Origin of the sequence: Mesorhizobium sp. M0991 (genome assembly GCF_040318915.1) — a bacterium.
GTDB lineage: Bacteria > Pseudomonadota > Alphaproteobacteria > Rhizobiales > Rhizobiaceae > Mesorhizobium.
On the sequence record NZ_JAMYNE010000003.1, the window covers coordinates 166,007 to 184,202 of the forward strand.

General features: G+C 62.1%; 17 protein-coding genes. 10 read left to right on the forward strand and 7 right to left on the reverse strand.

What is annotated here, in order from left to right; all coding sequences use genetic code 11:
* Position 1: 1 nt before the first annotated feature.
* The gene (locus tag NKH70_RS06605; protein WP_352911260.1) at positions 2–1,012 is read right to left on the reverse strand and encodes a zinc-dependent alcohol dehydrogenase family protein; all 1,011 of its coding nucleotides are present in this window, start codon (positions 1,010–1,012) and stop codon (positions 2–4) included.
* Positions 1,013–1,109: 97 nt separating this feature from the next.
* Here NKH70_RS06605 and NKH70_RS06610 point away from each other — a divergent pair, with 97 nt between their 5' ends.
* Positions 1,110–1,709, forward strand: a complete 600-nt coding sequence (locus tag NKH70_RS06610; RefSeq protein ID WP_353024987.1) for a TetR/AcrR family transcriptional regulator — start codon at positions 1,110–1,112, stop codon at positions 1,707–1,709.
* 95 nt (positions 1,710–1,804) lie between these two features.
* Here NKH70_RS06610 and groL read toward each other — a convergent pair whose 3' ends face one another.
* Positions 1,805–3,460 (reverse strand): chaperonin GroEL, encoded by a 1,656-nt coding sequence (groL, locus tag NKH70_RS06615; protein ID WP_352911254.1) that lies wholly within the window; start codon positions 3,458–3,460, stop codon positions 1,805–1,807.
* Between the two features lie 62 nt (positions 3,461–3,522).
* Positions 3,523–3,819 carry a co-chaperone GroES gene (gene groES / locus NKH70_RS06620; RefSeq protein WP_006203049.1) on the reverse strand — a complete coding sequence of 99 codons (297 nt, stop codon included), beginning with the start codon at positions 3,817–3,819 and terminating at the stop codon, positions 3,523–3,525.
* Positions 3,820–4,037: 218 nt separating this feature from the next.
* Between groES and NKH70_RS06625 the strand changes: the two genes are divergently transcribed.
* Positions 4,038–4,973, forward strand: coding sequence for a bifunctional helix-turn-helix transcriptional regulator/GNAT family N-acetyltransferase (locus NKH70_RS06625; protein WP_352911252.1), 936 nt, complete (start codon positions 4,038–4,040; stop codon positions 4,971–4,973).
* A 40-nt stretch (positions 4,974–5,013) separates the two neighbouring features.
* Here the strand turns inward: NKH70_RS06625 and NKH70_RS06630 are convergent, their stop codons facing one another.
* Entirely contained in the window at positions 5,014–6,402 is a 1,389-nt protein-coding gene (locus NKH70_RS06630; RefSeq protein ID WP_352911250.1) for an FAD-binding oxidoreductase, read from the reverse strand.
* 150 nt (positions 6,403–6,552) lie between these two features.
* Between NKH70_RS06630 and NKH70_RS06635 the strand changes: the two genes are divergently transcribed.
* The 6 genes from NKH70_RS06635 (at position 6,553) to NKH70_RS06660 (ending at position 13,977) form a co-directional block, all read left to right on the forward strand.
* On the forward strand, positions 6,553–7,461 hold the full coding sequence (locus NKH70_RS06635) for a LysR substrate-binding domain-containing protein (protein ID WP_352911248.1): 909 nt from the start codon (positions 6,553–6,555) through the stop codon (positions 7,459–7,461).
* A gap of 156 nt (positions 7,462–7,617) precedes the next feature.
* Positions 7,618–8,097: a MarR family winged helix-turn-helix transcriptional regulator gene (locus NKH70_RS06640; protein ID WP_352911623.1), complete on the forward strand. Its 480-nt coding sequence runs from the start codon at positions 7,618–7,620 to the stop codon at positions 8,095–8,097.
* Entirely contained in the window at positions 8,094–9,272 is a 1,179-nt protein-coding gene (locus tag NKH70_RS06645) for an HlyD family secretion protein (protein ID WP_352911245.1), read from the forward strand. The genes NKH70_RS06640 and NKH70_RS06645 overlap by 4 nt, the downstream gene beginning before the upstream one ends.
* 312 nt (positions 9,273–9,584) lie before the next feature.
* A complete protein-coding gene (locus tag NKH70_RS06650; protein ID WP_292653931.1) occupies positions 9,585–11,120 on the forward strand; it encodes a DHA2 family efflux MFS transporter permease subunit in 1,536 nt (511 codons plus the stop codon).
* Positions 11,121–11,293: 173 nt separating this feature from the next.
* Positions 11,294–13,321, forward strand: coding sequence for a diguanylate cyclase domain-containing protein (locus tag NKH70_RS06655; RefSeq protein WP_353024990.1), 2,028 nt, complete (start codon positions 11,294–11,296; stop codon positions 13,319–13,321).
* A 32-nt stretch (positions 13,322–13,353) separates the two neighbouring features.
* The gene (locus NKH70_RS06660) at positions 13,354–13,977 is read left to right on the forward strand and encodes a putative bifunctional diguanylate cyclase/phosphodiesterase (RefSeq protein WP_353024992.1); all 624 of its coding nucleotides are present in this window, start codon (positions 13,354–13,356) and stop codon (positions 13,975–13,977) included.
* Between the two features lie 45 nt (positions 13,978–14,022).
* Here NKH70_RS06660 and NKH70_RS06665 read toward each other — a convergent pair whose 3' ends face one another.
* The 3 genes from NKH70_RS06665 to NKH70_RS06675 form a co-directional block, all read right to left on the reverse strand.
* Positions 14,023–14,541, reverse strand: a complete 519-nt coding sequence (locus NKH70_RS06665; protein WP_352911241.1) for a CAP domain-containing protein — start codon at positions 14,539–14,541, stop codon at positions 14,023–14,025.
* Between the two features lie 151 nt (positions 14,542–14,692).
* Positions 14,693–15,532, reverse strand: coding sequence for a hypothetical protein (locus NKH70_RS06670; RefSeq protein WP_352911239.1), 840 nt, complete (start codon positions 15,530–15,532; stop codon positions 14,693–14,695).
* Between the two features lie 516 nt (positions 15,533–16,048).
* Positions 16,049–16,414, reverse strand: a complete 366-nt coding sequence (locus tag NKH70_RS06675) for a winged helix-turn-helix transcriptional regulator (RefSeq protein WP_352911237.1) — start codon at positions 16,412–16,414, stop codon at positions 16,049–16,051.
* A gap of 108 nt (positions 16,415–16,522) precedes the next feature.
* Between NKH70_RS06675 and NKH70_RS06680 the strand changes: the two genes are divergently transcribed.
* Together NKH70_RS06680 and NKH70_RS06685 are read left to right on the forward strand one after the other, a co-directional pair.
* Entirely contained in the window at positions 16,523–17,227 is a 705-nt protein-coding gene (locus NKH70_RS06680; protein WP_352911234.1) for a glutathione S-transferase family protein, read from the forward strand.
* Positions 17,228–17,370: 143 nt separating this feature from the next.
* Positions 17,371–18,195 carry a DUF2189 domain-containing protein gene (locus NKH70_RS06685; RefSeq protein ID WP_353024993.1) on the forward strand — a complete coding sequence of 275 codons (825 nt, stop codon included), beginning with the start codon at positions 17,371–17,373 and terminating at the stop codon, positions 18,193–18,195.
* The last annotated feature ends 1 nt before the right edge of the window (position 18,196 follow it).

An 18,196-nucleotide genomic window follows, 5' to 3' on the forward strand; every position in this document is an offset into this window, starting at 1 on the left:
GTCAGGCGCCGTCGACGACCACTTTTCCGAAGACGTCGCCTTGCTGGAAATAGCGGTAGGCGTCGTTGGCCTCGTCGAAGGCGAACACCTTGTCGATGACGGGCTTGAGCCGATGCACCGAGATGGCGCGCAGCATGGCTTCGAGGTTGGTGCGATTGCCGACGAACAGGCGGCTGATGGTGGCGAGGCTGCGCTGGTAGACCGGGCCGGGGATCTGCACGGTCCCGCCTTTCGCATCCTGTATGGTGAGAAGCACGATGCGCCCGTAAAGGGCGCAGGCGATCATCGATTGTGCGAAGGTCGGCGGGCCGCCGGTCTCGACGACGAGGTCGATGCCGCCGGTCTGCTCGCTCACCGCAGCACCCCATTCCGGCATGCCGGCTGTCGAGACGACGAGGTCGGCGCCGAGCGCCCGCAGCCGGTTCAGCTTCTCGTTGCGCGAGGTGACGGCCACGACACGGCAGCCGAGCAGCTTGGCGAATTGCAGCGCAAACAGCGCGACGCCACCTGAACCGATGACAAGAACCCATTGGCCGGGCTTCGGCATCTCGGCCGCCGTCACGGCATTCCAGGCGGTCAGGCCGGCGCAGGTCAGCGTCGCCGCTTGATGCCAGTCGAGATGATCGGGAAGCGGCACCGCCCATTGCTCGTCGAGCACGGCGTATTCAGCCAGCATCCCGTCCAGCGTGCAGCCAAGTTGGTCGATAAGACCGGCATTGATGCGGCCATCGATCCAGCGCGCAAAATAACTGCCGGTGACGCGGTCGCCTACGGCAAAGCGGGTGACGGCCTCGCCGAGGGCAACGACTTCGCCGGAACCGTCGCTCAGCGGGATAACGCCTTGGCGCGGCGCCAGCGGATAGGTGCCGTTGAGGATCATCGTATCGCGGCGGTTGAGCGAGGTGGCGCGGACACGCACGACGATCTCGTGCGGCTTCGGCGTCGGCTGCGCCTCGTCGCGCATCACCAGGCCCTTGGTCCCGCTCGTTCCTTCAAGGCGATAACTGCGCATCTGCTTCTCTCTATATGTAGACTGATCTACATATTATGTAGACCGGTTGTCATATTCGAGGCAAGGCCTATAATGCTCACTCCTGGCAGAGGTTGACATGGCGAACGACACCCGCACCCGCATACTCGAGACGACGGCGCTGCTGCTTAGGCAGCGCGGCTACCACGGCACGTCGCTCAGCGACATCTTGAGCGCCTCCGCTGCACCGAGAGGCTCGCTCTACTTTCACTTTCCGGGCGGCAAGGATCAGCTGGTCATCGAGGTGACGCGCGACAGCGTCGCCGATGTGACGCAGAGGCTAGACGCCGCGCTCGCTGCCGAAAAGGACCCGGCGGTGGCTGTCCACCACATCTACCAGTCGGTCGCGCGCATGCTGGAAGACAATCAGTTCACGCTCGGTTGCCCGATCGCGCCCGTGGTGTTGGACTCGCCGAACGACATGCCGGAACTGGCCGAGTTGTGCCGGTCGGCTTTCGAGCAATGGATAGGCCTGCTCGGGGCCGCCTTCGTCAGGGCTGGGGTGCCCGAGCGCCGCGCGCATGCGCTGGCGCTGCTGGTCGAATCATCGCTGGAAGGGCTGATGGTGATCGCGCGCGCCACCCACGACCGCGCCCCGGTGCTGGCGGTAGCCGATGAGGTCGCCGCGCTGATTGAGGGGGCATTGCTGGCTAAGGGCGCCGCTGCCGCGGTGCATTGACGCCGCTGTTTGAGCTTAGCGGCTTGCTCTCAAAGCAGAAAGGGCGACCTCTCGGTCGCCCTTTCCGTATCTGAAGACTTGATGGATTGCTTGGATTAGAAATCCATACCACCCATGCCGCCCATGCCGCCGCCACCCATGCCGCCAGGCATGCCGCCGCCAGCCGACTCCTTCTTCGGAGCCTCAGCGATCATGGCTTCGGTGGTGACCAGCAGGCCAGCGACCGAGGCCGCGTCCTGCAGAGCCGTGCGCACAACCTTGACCGGATCGACGATACCCATGGTGATCATGTCGCCATATTCGCCGGTCTGGGCGTTGTAGCCGAAGGTCGCGCCCTTGTTCTCGAGGATCTTGCCGGCAACGATCGATGCTTCCGCACCGGCGTTGGACGCGATCTGGCGGGCCGGAGCCTGCAGCGCGCGACGCACGATGGCGATGCCCGCGGTCTGGTCGGAGTTGGCACCGGTTGCCTTGATGGTCAGCGAAGCGCGCAGCAGTGCGACGCCGCCGCCGGGAACGATGCCTTCTTCGACGGCCGCGCGGGTCGCGTTGAGGGCGTCATCGACGCGATCCTTCTTTTCCTTGACTTCCACTTCGGTCGCACCGCCGACGCGGATGACGGCAACGCCGCCCGCCAGCTTGGCGAGACGTTCCTGCAGCTTCTCCTTGTCGTAGTCCGAGGTGGTCTCTTCGATCTGCTGCTTGATCTGGGCGACGCGGCCCTGGATCTCGGCCTTCTTGCCGGCGCCGTCGACGATGGTGGTGTTCTCCTTGGAGATCGACACCTTCTTGGCGCGGCCGAGCATGTTCAGGCCGACATTCTCGAGCTTGATGCCGAGGTCTTCGGAGATGACCTGGCCACCGGTGAGGATGGCGATGTCTTCCAGCATGGCCTTGCGGCGATCGCCGAAGCCCGGCGCCTTGACGGCGGCGATCTTCAGGCCGCCACGCAGCTTGTTGACGACGAGCGTGGCCAGGGCCTCGCCTTCGACGTCTTCCGAAATGATGACCAGCGGCTTCGAGGTCTGCACGACAGCCTCGAGGATCGGCAGCATGGCCTGCAGGTTGGAGAGCTTCTTCTCGTGGAGAAGAATGTAGGCGTCTTCCAGATCCGCAACCATCTTCTCGGCGTTGGTGACGAAGTAGGGCGAGAGATAGCCGCGGTCGAACTGCATGCCTTCGACGACTTCGAGCTCGGTCTCGGCGGTCTTGGCTTCCTCGACGGTGATGACGCCTTCATTGCCGACCTTCTGCATCGCTTCCGCGATCATCGAGCCGACCGAAACATCGCCATTGCCGGCAATGGTACCGACCTGGGCAACCTCTTCCGAGGTCTTGATCTTCTTGGCGTTCTTGATCAGCGTCGCGACCACGTCGGCGACGGCGAGGTCGATGCCGCGCTTGAGGTCCATCGGGTTCATGCCGGCGGCAACCGCCTTGTGGCCTTCCTGGACGATCGACTGTGCCAGAACGGTCGCGGTCGTGGTGCCGTCGCCGGCGATGTCGTTGGTCTTCGAAGCAACTTCGCGGACCATCTGCGCGCCCATGTTTTCGAACTTGTCCTCAAGCTCGATTTCCTTGGCGACGGTGACGCCGTCCTTGGTGATGCGCGGTGCGCCGAACGACTTGTCGATGACGACGTTGCGGCCCTTGGGGCCGAGCGTGACCTTCACTGCGTCGGCGAGGATGTTGACGCCGCGCAGCATGCGCTCACGAGCGTCGCGGGAGAATTTTACGTCTTTGGCAGCCATTTTTAGCTCCTGGCAGGGGCTTGAATTGAGCCCGAAGATTTAAGTGAGGGTGTGGCCGATATTCAGCCGATGATGCCCATGATGTCGGATTCCTTCATGATCAGAAGGTCTTCGCCATTGAGCTTGACTTCGGTGCCCGACCACTTGCCGAACAGGATGCGGTCGCCGGCCTTGACGTCCAGCGGGACGAGCTTGCCGGCTTCGTCGCGGGCGCCGGAACCGACGGCGATGATCTCGCCTTCCTGCGGCTTTTCCTTAGCCGTATCGGGGATGATGATCCCGCCCGCGGTCTTGGATTCGGATTCGACCCGACGAACGACCACGCGGTCATGAAGCGGGCGGAACTTCGACTTTGCCATTTTTTATTCCTCGATGAGAATGGTGAGAACAGTTCCTCCGTCCGGCGGCGCCGGACATGTGGTTAGCACTCATCTTGGAGGAGTGCTAACGTGGCGCTGAAATAGGCTGGCAACTCGCGCGAGTCAAGGCGCCCGGTGAGCATCATCAGGACAATTGCTTCAAACAGGATCCTTGACTAAGTCAACTAAATGGCTGATCTTGCCGGGAGGAGGATGCCATGACCATTCATCATCACCCAGGCAACGAGCAGGTCGACGCGGTGCGGGCCTTCAACCGCTTCTATACCCGCCAGATCGGGCTGCTCGACGAAGGGCTGCTGAAAACCACCTTCTCGCTGACCGAGGCGCGGGTGCTCTATGAGCTGGCGCATCGCGATGGCCTGACCGCCACGGATCTTGGGCGCGACCTCGGCCTCGATGCCGGTTATCTCAGCCGGCTGCTGAAGAAGTTCGAGGAGCGTGATCTGGTCGAGCGCGCCACGATCGAGGCGGATGCGCGGCGCTCGTCGATCGCGCTGACCAAGGCCGGGCGGCAGGCCTTCGCTCCGCTGAACCAGGGTTCGCACGACCAGGTCGCGGCTTTGCTCGAACGGCTTTCGGTTGCCGAACAGGACAGGCTGGTCAAGGCCATGCAGACGGTGCAGCGTTTGCTGGGCGGAAGCGCCGAGCCCAAAATTCCCTATATGCTGCGGCCTCTGCAAGTCGGCGACATCGGCTGGATTATTCATCGCCAGGGCCTGCTCTACGCGCAGGAATATGGCTGGGACGAAACCTATGAAGCGCTGGTCGCCGAAATCCTCGGTGCCTTCGTCAAATCCTTCGATCCGAAATGGGAACGCAGCTGGATCGCCGAGCGGGAAGCGGAGGTCGTCGGCTCGGTCTTCGTCGTGCGCCAGTCGGACGAGGTGGCGAAGTTGCGCCTGCTCTATGTCGAGCCGTCGGCGCGCGGCCTCGGCATCGGCAAGCGGCTGGTCGAGGAATGTGTCGGCTTTTGCCGCGCCAAGGATTACAGGACACTGACGCTGTGGACCAACGACGTGCTCGCCGCCGCCCGCCACATCTATGAGGCTGCGGGCTTTAAATTGTCCAACGAGGAGCGCCATCATTCCTTCGGCAAGGATCTGGTCGGCCAGAACTGGAATTTGGAGTTGTAGCAGCGCTACAGAATTCCGGGCATCGGCCTGCGGCGGTCGCTCAGGTTGTTGGCTTAATGTTTTGGTTCAAGCGAAAGAAATTGGTAGGATCATACTTGTTTTTTAGTGCGGCCAACCTCGGATAATTCTCGCCGTAAGCTGCCAGAACCCGATCAGTGCCCTCTTCGCCGAGATTGTTGGCATAGACGCCGCCGGTCGAGAACGGTCTCATTGCATCCCACAGGTCACGCGCCCATCGGATGTGCGTTTCGTCGTCAGACGGATTGTCCCAGATCGATATCGGGAAGCAATCGTAAAGTGCATCCCGGTTGGCGTAGGGCGTTCCGTCCATCGGTACTCGCGAGATGGCGCCGCCAACCTGCTGCAGGACCAGAAGCGATTCGCTGGGTGCAGTCATGTAAGCCGCAAGCATGGTATCGATCGCCTGATCTGTGATTTCGCGCATGAACTGCGCCTTCCAGTAGTAGCGCCGCCCGCGCGGAAAGAGGCTGTCCCCGGCCGATTGGATTTGAAGATAGGGGACAGGAGCAATCTGGCGCTCAACCGGCCGACCATACTCTCTCAGAGGTTGAATGATTTGCTGGCCCTCGTCGAGCGGGCCGATGTAGCACGCCGATATGCTGAAGAAGCGCTCGCCCGAGGGCGCCGTGACAAGTGCTGCATCCAGGCTCAGCTCATCTGGGGCGCCGCTCGAGAACGCACGGTAGAACCGCATCGCTTCGCGTGCCTCTTCGTAGCGGTATAGCATCGATCCCGCGATGAGGAGCGGACCCACGGGATGGAGCTTGTATTCGAAAGTCGTGACTATTCCGAAATTGCCGCCGCCGCCCCGAATGCCCCAGAACAAATCTGCATTTTCGGCCGCGTTTGCCGTGAGCAACCGGCCGTCCGCCGTCACGATTTCGACAGCGACAAGGTTGTCGCAGCTCAGTCCATGTTTGCGGCCAAGCTTGCCGAAACCGCCGCCGAGTGTCAGTCCGGCTATGCCGGTATCCGCGTTGACACCCATGGTCGTCGCAAGACCATGGACCTGTGTGGCTGCGTCGAACTCGCCCAGGTTCAAGCCAGCTTCTGCGCGCGCAACACGGCGGATCGGGTCGACTTCGATCCGCTTCATGCGTGACACATCGATCACCACGCCGCCGTCGCATACCGAACTGCCGGCGACGTTATGACCACCGCCGCGGACGGCGACGAGGAAGCCTTGCGATCGGGCGAAGTTGACGGCCGTGACGACATCGCTGGATTCGGCGCAATAGAAGACAGCCGCCGGCCTCTTATCGACCATGCCATTCCAAACTCTGCGCGCCTGGTCATAGCCAGGGTCGTCCGGAAGGATCAGATCGCCGCGAATCGCCTGCCTGAGCCGGGCGATATCTGGCGCCTGCAACGTCGGCTCGGAACCGTCTATAAGCTTGAACATGCTCATCGAGGGATACCCTTCGTGATCTGGCACGGTTGGACAGGCCGCTTTCGTTCACCGACATGTGTCGGATCATAATGATCTCATGCGACGCCATTCGCTGCAAAATCGAATATCTCAGTCGCTGGATGAGCTAAATTCATCTAAGCTGCCTGGATGAGAAAACTTCCGCCGCTCGGGTCGCTTCGCGCCTTCGAAGCCGCTGCCAGGCTGATGAGCTTCAGGAAGGCCGCGACGGAACTCGGAGTGACGCCAACGGCCATCAGCCACCAGATTCGATTGCTGGAGGAGGTCTGTGGGCAACTGCTGTTCCGGCGGCGCCCACGACCGCTGGTGCTCACAGGCGTGGGCGAACGGCTATTTCCGGTAATTTGCAGCGGCTTCGACGCTTTCGCTGCGGCAATAGCATCAGCCTCGGCCGGTGTTGGCCAACGCCCGTTGCGCGTGACGAGCCCAAATGCATTTGCCAGCCGATGGCTGGTTCCGCGCCTGTCGAAGTGGCGCGAACAGCATCCGAACATTCCACTGGAGATCATCGGGACAGACGCCGTTCTCGACCTGCGAGGCGGTGACGCCGACGTCGCGATCCGCTATGCGCGCAGGATGCCGCGCGATGTTCCCGCGCAGGAAATTTTTCGGGACGCATTCTTTCCGGTATGCAGCCCGGAGCTGTTCGCAGGAGGCGACCGACAGATCGAGCGCGCCGCCGATCTGCTGCAATACCCGCTCATCCATTTCAATTGGACGAACCGCGACCCGGAAGCGCCGACTTGGCAGCGATGGCTGGCGATCGCACGCTCGATCGATCCCAGCATCCCCAATGCCAACCAGGCATGGGACTTAAGTTTCCGCGAAGAGCTGCACGCGATTGACGCGGTAGCGGCAGGCCAAGGCATCGCTATCTGCAGCGATGTGGTCGTCAGTGGCGAACTCGAGGCTGGCAGGCTGGTCAAGGCACATGATCTCTCTCTGCCAGGCTATGGCTTTTACCTTGCCTGCGTAGCCAATCACCCCCGACAAGCGCATGTCGAAGCCTTTTCCGCCTGGATGAGATCGATAGTCTGAGCATCTGAACGCCGATCTTCTGCATACTCGTCACAAGCGCCCGGGGTGATAAATTGCTAACCACGATCGCCCTGCACTGACTGCCATGCACACTTGCCGGCTTCTGGCATAATCCGGCTCCTTGAATTATGAGCACGCTTATTATATATGTCGCTCATGGTTTCCGATGGCATCGACAGATTGGGCTTTTTGATCCACGACGTGCAGCGCCTGATGCGCAAGCGCTTCGAGGCGCGCGCCAGCGGTTTTGGCCTTTCTTCGGCGCAATGGCGGCTTCTGGTCCGCGTCGCCAAGGAGGCGGGTGTCGCGCAGGCGCGGCTTGCCGAGCTTCTGGAAATCGAGCCGATCAGCGTCTCGCGTCTTGTCGATCGCATGGAGGAGGGCGGCTGGATCGAGCGCCGTCCGGACGCAACCGACAGGCGGGTGCGCATGATTTTCCCGACCGCCAAGGCGAACGCGGCCTACGCCCACGTCAAGAGCCTTGCCGGCGAGGTTTATGAGGAATCGCTCGTTGGCGTTTCGCCGGAAGATCGCCGCGTCCTGGTCAAGGCGCTGGAGACAATGGTGCAGAATCTTGCAGATGGTGACACGCCGCCCTCGGAAAAAGTGAAGAATACGGAAGGCGCAGCAGCATGAACGCGGTAGCCAAAGTAGATGAGAATGCGGCCAAGCTGGAGATGGAAGCTCCCGCGAAGCCGGCGGCAGCTCCGGTAACGGTCGCTGCGCAGGTAGCTCCGGCGCCGGTGGCGCCGAAGAAGAAGCGTCGTGCCGGCCGCTTCCTTTTGATGTTTGTGCTGCCCGCTGCGTTGATCGCCGGCGGCAGCTATGTCTGGGTGACCGGCGGCCGCTATCAGGAGACCGAAAACGCCAATCTGCAGCAGGCCAAGGTGTCGATAGCCGCCGATGCGGCGGGCCGCATTGTTCAGGTCGACATTTTCGACAACCAGTCTGTCAAGCAGGGCGACGTGTTGTTCGCCATCGATCCCGAGCCCTACCGGATCGCGTTGGCCCAAGCCGACGCGGCGGTGGCGGGCGCGCGGCTCAATGTCGAGCAGCTGCGTGCGGCCCATAGCCAGGCGCTGGCGCAGGAGAAGTCCGACGAAAGCCAGGTCCAGTACGCGCAGTCGCAATATGACCGCGCCGCCGACCTTGCCCACAAGGGCATCAACGCCAAGTCGTCGCTGGACGAGGCCAAGAACGACCTCGACAAGGCCAAGCAGCAACTGGCCGTGGCCCAGCAAGGGATCGTCAGCGCCAAGGCGGCACTTGGCGGCAATCCCGACATCGAGACCGACAAGCATCCAACGGTAATGGCGGCGCTCGCCGCACGCGACAAGGCGGCCTACGATCTGGTCCAGACCACGGTCAAGGCGCCTGCCGACGGCATCGTCAGCCAGGCCGCTTCGTTCAAGGTCGGCCAGTATGTCGGTTCGGGCACGCCGCTGTTTTCGCTGGTCGAGACCGGCGACACTTGGGTCGACGCCAATTTCAAGGAAACCCAGCTCACAAACATGAAGCCGGGCCAGAAGGCCGAAATCGTGGTCGACACCTATCCGGGCAAGACGTTCGAAGCCACCGTCAAGGCGATCGGCGCCGGCACCGGGGCCGAGTTCTCGCTGCTGCCCGCGCAGAACGCCACCGGCAACTGGGTCAAGGTCACGCAGCGCATTCCGGTCCGCCTGGAATTGGCCGATGCCGACGCCAAGATGGCGCTGCGCACCGGCATGAGCGCGACCGTCACGGTGGACACCGGCGTTTCCCGCGGGCTGCCGAGCATTTTCCGCCGCGCCACGGCAGGCGAGGCCAAGTAAGGAGGCCTAACAGCGGCCGCATAGCAAACAGCGAGATGGATGCAGGTGACAGGATTGGTCCGAGGGAGGCGCAGGAAAAATTGAATGCGTAGACGGGCTGCACTCTAGCCTCCCTGAGCAGACAACTCCGCTCAGGATCTTCGGTCCTCAGGTTTCCGGGCGGCAGGCGCCCGCTTTGTCGAGACGCTCAGTCGATGTATCCCCCACATCGATGCTCGCGTCCCACCGCGATGAGGGTCTCTCTACAGCGAGGGCCTCGCCGTCCGGAAACCTAATGTACACGTTTTTGTTACCTGCTGGAAGTTTTACGTCATGAGCAGCCCAGAACCCTTTCGCGAAGTACCGCACCGCGGCCTGATCACAGTTGCGCTCATGCTGGCGACGATCATGCAGGCGCTCGACACGACGATCGCCAACGTTGCGCTGCCGACCATGACCGGCGATCTCGGCGCCTCCCCCGACAACATCAACTGGGTGCTGACCTCCTACATCGTTGCCGCCGCGATCATGACGCCGGTGACCGGCTGGCTGGCCGATCGCTTCGGCCGCAAGGAGCTGTTCCTGACGGCCGTGGTCGGCTTCACGGTCTTCTCCATGCTGTGCGGCATCGCCTGGAGCCTGGAGACCATCGTTCTCTTCCGGCTGATGCAAGGCGTGTTCGGCGCGGCCATCGTGCCTCTGTCGCAGACCTTCCTGCTCGACATCAACCCCAGGGAACGCCACGGCCAGGCAATGGCCATCTGGGGCGCCGGCATCATGCTGGGACCGATCCTTGGCCCGACGCTGGGTGGCTGGCTGACCGAGAATTTCAACTGGCGCTGGGTGTTCTTCATCAACCTGCCGGTCGGCATCATCGCCTTCCTCGGCATGGCCGCATATCTTCCCAGCGTCGCCCGGCGGGTGCGCAGCTTCGATTTCTTCGGCTTCACCATGCTCTCGCTCGGTGTCGGCGCGCTGCAGCTGATGCTCGATCGCGGCGGCGAGGTCGACTGGTTTTCCTCGATCGAGATATGGATCGAGCTTGGTCTTTCCATCACCGGCTTCTGGGTATTTACCATACATACGTTAACGGCGGAGCACCCCTTTATCGACCCGAAGATCTTCCTCGATCGCAATTTCGTCACCGGGCTGGCGTTCATCTTTGTCATGGGCGTGCTCATCTTGGCGAGCATGTCGCTGCTGCCGCCAATGCTGTCGACCATCTTCGGCTATCCGACCCTCACCATCGGCATCGTCCTGGGGCCGCGCGGTGTCGGCACGATGATTGCGATGCTGTTCGTCGGGCGGATCATGCACAGGATCGATGCCAGAATCCTCGTCGTCATCGGCTTCCTGCTGACCGCGCAATCGCTCTACACGATGTCGAGCTTTTCGCCGCAGATGGACAACTGGCTTATCCTCAGCTCCGGCGTCATCCAGGGCCTTGGAATGGGAATGGTGTTCGTGCCGCTGTCCACCGTGGCCTTCGCCACGCTCGACGCACGCTTCCGCACCGATGCAACGGCGTTGTTCAGCCTGGTGCGCAATCTTGGCTCGTCGATCGGCGTGTCGGTGGTGACGGTTCTGCTGGTGCGTAACACGCAAATCAACCACGCGGAGCTCTCGGCCTATGTCAATCCGTTCAATCCCAACCTCTGGGCGGCGTCGCCGGCAGCGGCGGGCGGCGATCCGACGGCGCTGTCGCTGATGGATCGCATGGTAAACATACAGGCGATGATGATCTCCTACGTCAATGACTTCAAGCTGCTGATGATGATGACACTGCTTGCCGTCCCGTTTGTTTTCCTGCTGCGCAAGCCAAAGGCTGCGCCGCCCGCCGGTGGGGCGCCTGCCGCGCACATGGACTAAGCCTCAGGGCTTACCGCAACCGCGACCGGCTCGAGGCTCCGTTGCCTGTACCGGTCGCGTCGGCATTGAGCCGGTTCACCTGCCATTAGTATATCCGGACCAATATGCAGTCGCTTTTGGGTTAAAGGCGAGCCTCCTTTGCTTGCCTCAAGCATCAGCGGGAGGAATTGTGTTTGGCCACGAAATCATCCAGGCAAACCGCCGAAGCGCCCGAATCCGCCAATTTGACGACTCTGGCACAACTGGCGACTGCCTCATATGAGGCCCTCGAGCGCGAGCTTCGCGCCACGATTGCGGCACTTCAGGACCAGGCGCTGCGGTTCCAGACCGCGATCGAGAACATCTCGCAAGGCATCTGCTTTTTTGACGCCGATGAACGGCTGATCCTGTGCAACCGCCGCTATGCGGAAATCTATCGCCTTGCGCCGGAGCAGTTGCAGCCGGGCCTGGCTCTGCGCGAAATCGTCGAACGTCGCGTCGCTGTCGGGACCTCGCCGATGAAAGCGGACGCCTATCTGCCGTTGGCCCGGGCAGTCAATTCCGGCACGGCTTCGAGAAACTGGTCAGCCGTGCTCGCCGACGGCCGGACAATTCAGGTTTGCCACCAGCCGATGCCCGACGGCGGCTGGGTGGCCACGCACGAGGACATCAGCGAGCTCAGCGCCAACCGCTTGGTCGTCGACGAGCGTATCTCGTTGCAGACGCTGATCGACCTGGTGCCTGACTACATGTGGGTGAAGGACACCGAAAGCCGCTTCGTCGTCGCCAACCGAGCCATTGCGTCCGACAGCGGTCGAGACAGCACGAGCGACATGATCGGTCTGAGCGACTTCGACCTTCATGCGCCGGAACTTGCGCAGAAATTTCGCCTCATCGAGCAGCAACTGATGCGCGATGGACAACCGATGATCGACGAGGAGGAGTTCGTCGTCGATGCGTCAGGCACCGGCAAATGGTTCCTGTCTACGAAACTGCCGTTGCGCAACGTTCAAAACAACATTTTTGGCCTCGTCGGCATTGCCCGCGACATCACTGCGCGCAAGCAGGCCGAAATCCTGCGCGACGGGCAGGCGCATATCCTCGAGATGATCGCAAAGAGTGCTCCCCTCGACGACGTGCTCGAGCGGCTCATGCATCTGGTCGAATCCCAACTGGCGGGGATATTCGGTTCGGTCTTGCTGCTCGACAAGGATGGCACCCATTTGCGCCACGCCGCTGCGCCGAGCCTGGCGAGAGACTACACCGACGCCGTCGACGGCGCCGCGGTCGGACCCAAGGCAGGGTCTTGCGGAACCGCAGTCTATCGGCGCGAACCGGTGATCGTCGCTGACATCATGCAGGATCCGCTTTGGCAGGATTATCGCGAACTCGTGCGGCCGCACGGTTTGCGTTCATGCTGGTCGACCCCGATCCTGTCGCATCAGGGCGTCGTGCTTGGCGTCTTTGCGATGTATTCGATGACGGTGCGCGAACCGACCGAGGCCGAGACCCGCCTGATCGATTTCACCACGCGCATCGCCGGGATCGCCATCGAACGCAAACAGGCCGAAGACCGGATCCACTTCATGGCCAATCATGACGTGCTGACCGGGCTTCCCAATCGCGCCTTGCTCGAGGACCGGCTTTCGCAGGCCGTCTTGTACGCCCAGCGATACGATCGCTGGGTGACGGTGGTGTTCATCGATCTGGACAATTTCAAATTCGTCAACGACACGCTCGGCCACAATGCCGGCGACGAGCTTCTGAAGATCGTCGCAAGTCGCATGGTCGACTGCGTCCGGGCGACCGATACCGTCGTGCGGCTTGGCGGCGACGAATTCGTCGTCGTGCTTTTCGACCAGCCGGCGAACGTCGATCTCGTCTCCGAGACCTTGCAAAAGCTCAGGGCTGCACTCGCCGAGCCAGTTCAGCTCGGAGCGCATCTTGTACGGGCGACGGCCAGCATCGGCATTGCCAACTATCCCAAGGATGGGACGGATCCCGATACGCTGCTGGCAAATGCCGACGCGGCGATGTATCGCGCCAAGGAGTTCGGCCGCGACAATTTCCAGTTTTACGCTCCCGAGTTCAACACCAGGGCGCATGAAAAATTCGTGCTTCAGGAAGAGTTGCGAAACGCCTTGGCGCGTTCGGAATTCACGCTGCTCTACCAGCCGCAGGTGGACCTTCGATCAGGTCGGGTTTTTGCGTCGAGGCATTGATACGCTGGAACCATCCAACGCTTGGCACGGTAATGCCGACGATGTTCATCCCGACCGCCGAGGAGACAGGTCTGATCGTACCGATCGGCGACTGGGTTCTGAATGAGGCGTGCCGGCAGAACAAAGCCTGGCAAGACGCAGGGCTGCCGCCCTTGACCGTTTGCGTGAATGTGTCGCCGCGGCAATTCAGGGAACGCAACCTGATCGATCGCATCGTCAGCGCGCTGAAGGACAGCGGCCTGGAGGCCAGGTATCTCGAGCTGGAGGTGACCGAGAGCCTTATCATGCAGGATATCGAGCTCGCCGTCGCGACCATGAACGCCCTGCAAAGCCTGGGTGTCCAGATCTCAATCGATGATTTCGGCACAGGCTATTCTAGCCTCAGCGCACTCAAGACCTTTCCCGTGGCGCGGCTGAAGATCGACAAGTCCTTCATCAACGATCTTGCCGCCGACGAGAACGACCAGGCTGTGGCCAGCGCGGTGATTTCATTGGGGCAAAATCTCAACCTGAGGGTCATCGCCGAGGGCGTTGAGACAGATGATCAGGTTGCCTTCCTGCGCAGGAACAATTGCGACGAAATGCAGGGCTATCATTTCAGCAAACCGGTTTGCGCGCAGGACATCGAGGAATTGCTCGGCGGCCGCAAAGACTGACGGGTCGGTCATCCGGCAGGGCCTCCGCCGATCAATGGCGCAAGCTTATCTACCGAGCACAAGGCACCAGTAGCGAAGCGTGCTGTCGCGGCCGTCGCGTACATAAGCGAGGCCGAAGCGGGTGAAGCGCGGGTCGAGCATGTTGCGGCGGTGGCCTGGCGAATGTACCCAGATATCGAAAAGCTTCTGCTGGTCGAAGCGGCCTTCGGCTATGTTTTCGGCAGCAGCGCCGGCAATGCCGTTGTCTTTGACGCGCGAGGCAAAGTCCTTGCCCCAGCCGGTGGTGTGGTTCATTCGGCCGCCGCGCGCCATGTAGCCGGCCTGCTGCAGCGCCGCCTGCTCGAGCCGCGCATCGGGGACAAGCGGTCCAAGACCGGCTGAGGCTCGAATGCCGGTCAGGGTGCCGGCGGCGGAAGCAGAGACACCGGCGCCTTCACCGGTGGGCAGCACGGCGGTGGCGCAGGCGACGAGCCCGGCAACGGCGCCAAGGCCGGCAGCTCTGAGCAGCATGCGCCTGTTTAGGCCAGGTTTGCCTTCATCATTTTCGATTTTCGCAACGGTCATTCCCGCCTGACATAGCGGTGATCATGGCTTTTGCCGGGCAGGGGACCAGAATCTCGCGCAAGCCGACCCGCAGCGCAACAAAAGGGCCGAGCTCCGCTGACGACGCCCCCACTGATCCAAGGCGCTAGTGCGGGGGCGAGCGCAGGCGGGTTCAGTTGGTGCTGGTTGTGGCGGTGAACCCGCACTGCTTCTGTTCCATATCGATCTGCTTCGTGATGCGAATGGCGTTCTGTGCATAGGCCTCCGTCACGGAGCCACTATTCACGGTCTTGTCCTTCAGCGGACTCACGCCTGCGCAGAGGTGGAAAACATGCGGCTCGGCGGACTTCGCGGCTCCGTTTTCGGGCGCGATCCAGTAGACGACATCCTGACCGGCGGGGTGGCTCGCGTTCTTCGTCGCCGCCGCCACCGCGGCGGTGTCCGTCGCGATCGCCTGCGCCTGAACGGCGACATCGGGCGAACAGGCGGTGGTGGGCTGCCCCGACTTGATCTGGGCTGCGCATGCGTTCATATCCTGGGTGTACTGTTCGACCGACGGGGGTTTGAAACTGATCCCCGTGACCGTCGCGAGCACGGCCAGCGCAGCGCCGACACCGCCGGCAATCTTCTTGGTCCGCGGATCCATGTTTTTGTCGGTGAGGATCAGGAAAACCAGCGGGAGGAAGGCAATCAGCGTGATGATTGCGCCGAGCTGGTTTTGGAAGAAGAACCTGGCCGCGTCGGATGCACGGGCCGGATCGTGCCTGTTGGCCGCCTTCCACAGCAAGTTGCCGGCGATTGCGAAAATCGCGATGCCGACCAGAAGGCCGATGATCAGCGGCAGGTGTCCCTGGTCGAACTTGTTCTGGCGAAGCAGCATAATTCCGTAGATCTCGCCGCCAATGGCGACGATCCACGAGAGTGCGGCGAAAAGGCGAAGACGCGTGGCGGAGGACTTCTGGCCCTGCGTCGCTTGCCAATCCTTGGTAACGTCTGGCTTGTTGTCGGTCATTGACCAGATCCCCTGATATCGACACTTCTGCGGGCGGCGTTAGACCAGAAGGCCAACCCGCCCCGCGCAGCGGCATTGAACGAGCGCCACCCGCCTTAGCGACGCGGCGAAAATGTGAGCGCCACGGCAGCCTCATCGTCATTCATATTGCGCATGAGTGAATCCGTCCATACCCACGGAGGCAGACGCCTATGCGGCGATGGCTCCGTTCTTCTTAATCTCTGGCTCGAACTTGACGCTGCCTTCCCTCGCTTGCCTCGCTTTTCTGGCGATCCGGTGGAAGCCGCCGTGGTCACAGGGCCGGTCGAAAGCAACGTCGGCAGATCCGAACTGAGGCCGGCTCGATGGTCCAAGGACCTAAAAGCGGCCAGTCCGCTTGCGGCCCAAAATGCGACGTTAGAGTATCTGCTCGGCAATGAGCTTCTGGCGCTGCCGGTGCATTTCGGTATTCGGCCCGGATCCGACCCAAAGCGGCTGTCCAGCCTCGGGTGGCAAGCGTCCGATTTTCACCACCGGCTAGGCGGCTGTGTCCAGACTCGTTTCCGGCGTCGATGTAGCCCGGCCGGCCCGGTCGTCCTCGGTATGTTCCCACCAGTCGCCCAGGGCGTCGATGAGCGGCACAAGCTTGAGCCCGGGCTCCGTGAGGTCGTAATCCACGCGTAGCGGATAGCCGGCATGCGCCGTTCGCCGCACGATCCCGGCTTCCTCCAGCTTGCGCAGTTCGAGCGCCAGGATGCGGTGCGACACTGTCGGGTTGTCACGCCTCAGGTCGCTGAAGCGCTTGGTACCATCCTTGAGATAGTAGAGCAGCAAGGTGGGCCAGCGACCGCTGAGCACACGCATTGTCTCTTCGATCGGGCAGCGAGAGACGACATCTTTCATGGCGGGAACCTGGTTACAGAATAGTGCGTAATTTACATGGGGCGACCAGCGTTTAGGGTCAAGTTTCGCTGCGCAGCGTAATCCCTAAATCATGGAAGAGACAAAGAAATGGAACCTATCCTCCTTTACGGCTTCCCGCTGGGAAGTTCGATGGGGCTTGTCGCTGCATTTGAACGCGTCGGACAACCCTACCGCCTGTGTCGTGTCGACATGCTCACTGAGATGAAGAACGATGCCTATGCCAGCATCAACGGCCGTCAGGAAACGCCGGTGCTGATCACGGACGAGGGCAGGGTGCTCACCGAGACCATGGCGATTGCCGCTTGGCTCGAAGCCCGCGACACGCAACGCCGTATCAGCTTCGAGCCCCGCTCGCCAGAAGCCGACCGGATGCATCAGCTGATGGCTTTCGTGAACACCGGTTTCACCGCCGCTTTCACCCCGCTCTGGGCTGCATATGAAATGGAGTCGGCCGATCCGGTGCTGCTGGCAACCTTGCGTGACTTTGGCCGCAAGGTCGTTACCAACCGCCATGATCAGCTTGAGGCGATGATCCTCGACACGGACTTTCTGGTCGGCGGCCGGCTGACGCTTGCCGATACCACGTTGATCGGCGTGGCGCGCTGGGCGGAGTTCCACCAGGCGGTCGACGGCACGGCTTATCCCAAGCTGGCGGCGCTACGCCGCCGCATCGAAGCTGATCCGGCCGTGCGATACGCGCTCGCTGTCGAAGCTGGCGAAAAGCCCGCCGGGTCCGGCGCTTGCCTCGGTCACGTGCCGCTGGCCGAGGTGATCGATCGCTTCGCGGCCTAATCTGTTCGTTCAGCCGCCCGGCGCCCCGGCGCCGGGCGGTCGCGACAAGCGTGCCGAGATCGGATATCATATCGCCGTTCTTGAAGTGGCAGCTGCGGGCGGCCATCCTGGCGGTGACCGCCCCGACACACGGGAGAAAGGTTATGGCCGGCTTTCATGTCATGGCGGACGCAGGTGGAATGCATGTACAGCCCACGGTGCGCCGCATCAGCACCGAGGATCTGCTCGATGCGCTCCGTCTCGGCGTAGAGGATTTCTGGGCCAAGCCGTCGCACTACGTGTTCCTGTGCCTGATCTATCCGGTGGTCGGCCTGATCCTGACGCAGTGGACGTCGGGCTCGAACGCCATCCAGCTCATCTATCCGCTGATGTCCGGCTTCGCTTTGGTCGGTCCGTTCGCTGCTATCGGCCTTTACGAAATCAGCCGCCGGCGCGAGTTCGGCATGGATACATCCTGGTGGCATGCGCTCGACGTGCGCCACTCCCCGGCGCTGCCCGCGATTGCGGTCATCGGTATCATGCTGGTGGTACTGTTCCTGCTCTGGCTGTTCACCGCGCAATCGATCTACACCAGCCTGTACGGCAATCAGCCTCCGGCCTCTATTATCGGCTTTATTCGCGAGGTGCTGACGACCAGCAAGGGCTGGATGCTGATTCTGCTCGGCAACCTGGCCGGGTTCGCGTTCGCCGCGATCGTGCTGGCGACGACTGTCGTCGCCTTTCCGCTGCTGCTCGATCGTGACGTCGGCGCGGTCTCGGCAGTCGAGACGTCGGCAAGGGCAGTTATGACAAACCCGCTGCAGATGGCGCTGTGGGGCCTGATGGTCGCCGTGCTCCTGGTCATCGGCTCGATCCCGCTATTTGCCGGGCTTGCCGTTGTCATGCCCATCCTTGGCCACGCGACCTGGCATCTTTACCGCAGGGTGGTCGAACCGGAGCGGGCACAGCAGGTCAGGCGGCCGATGTAGG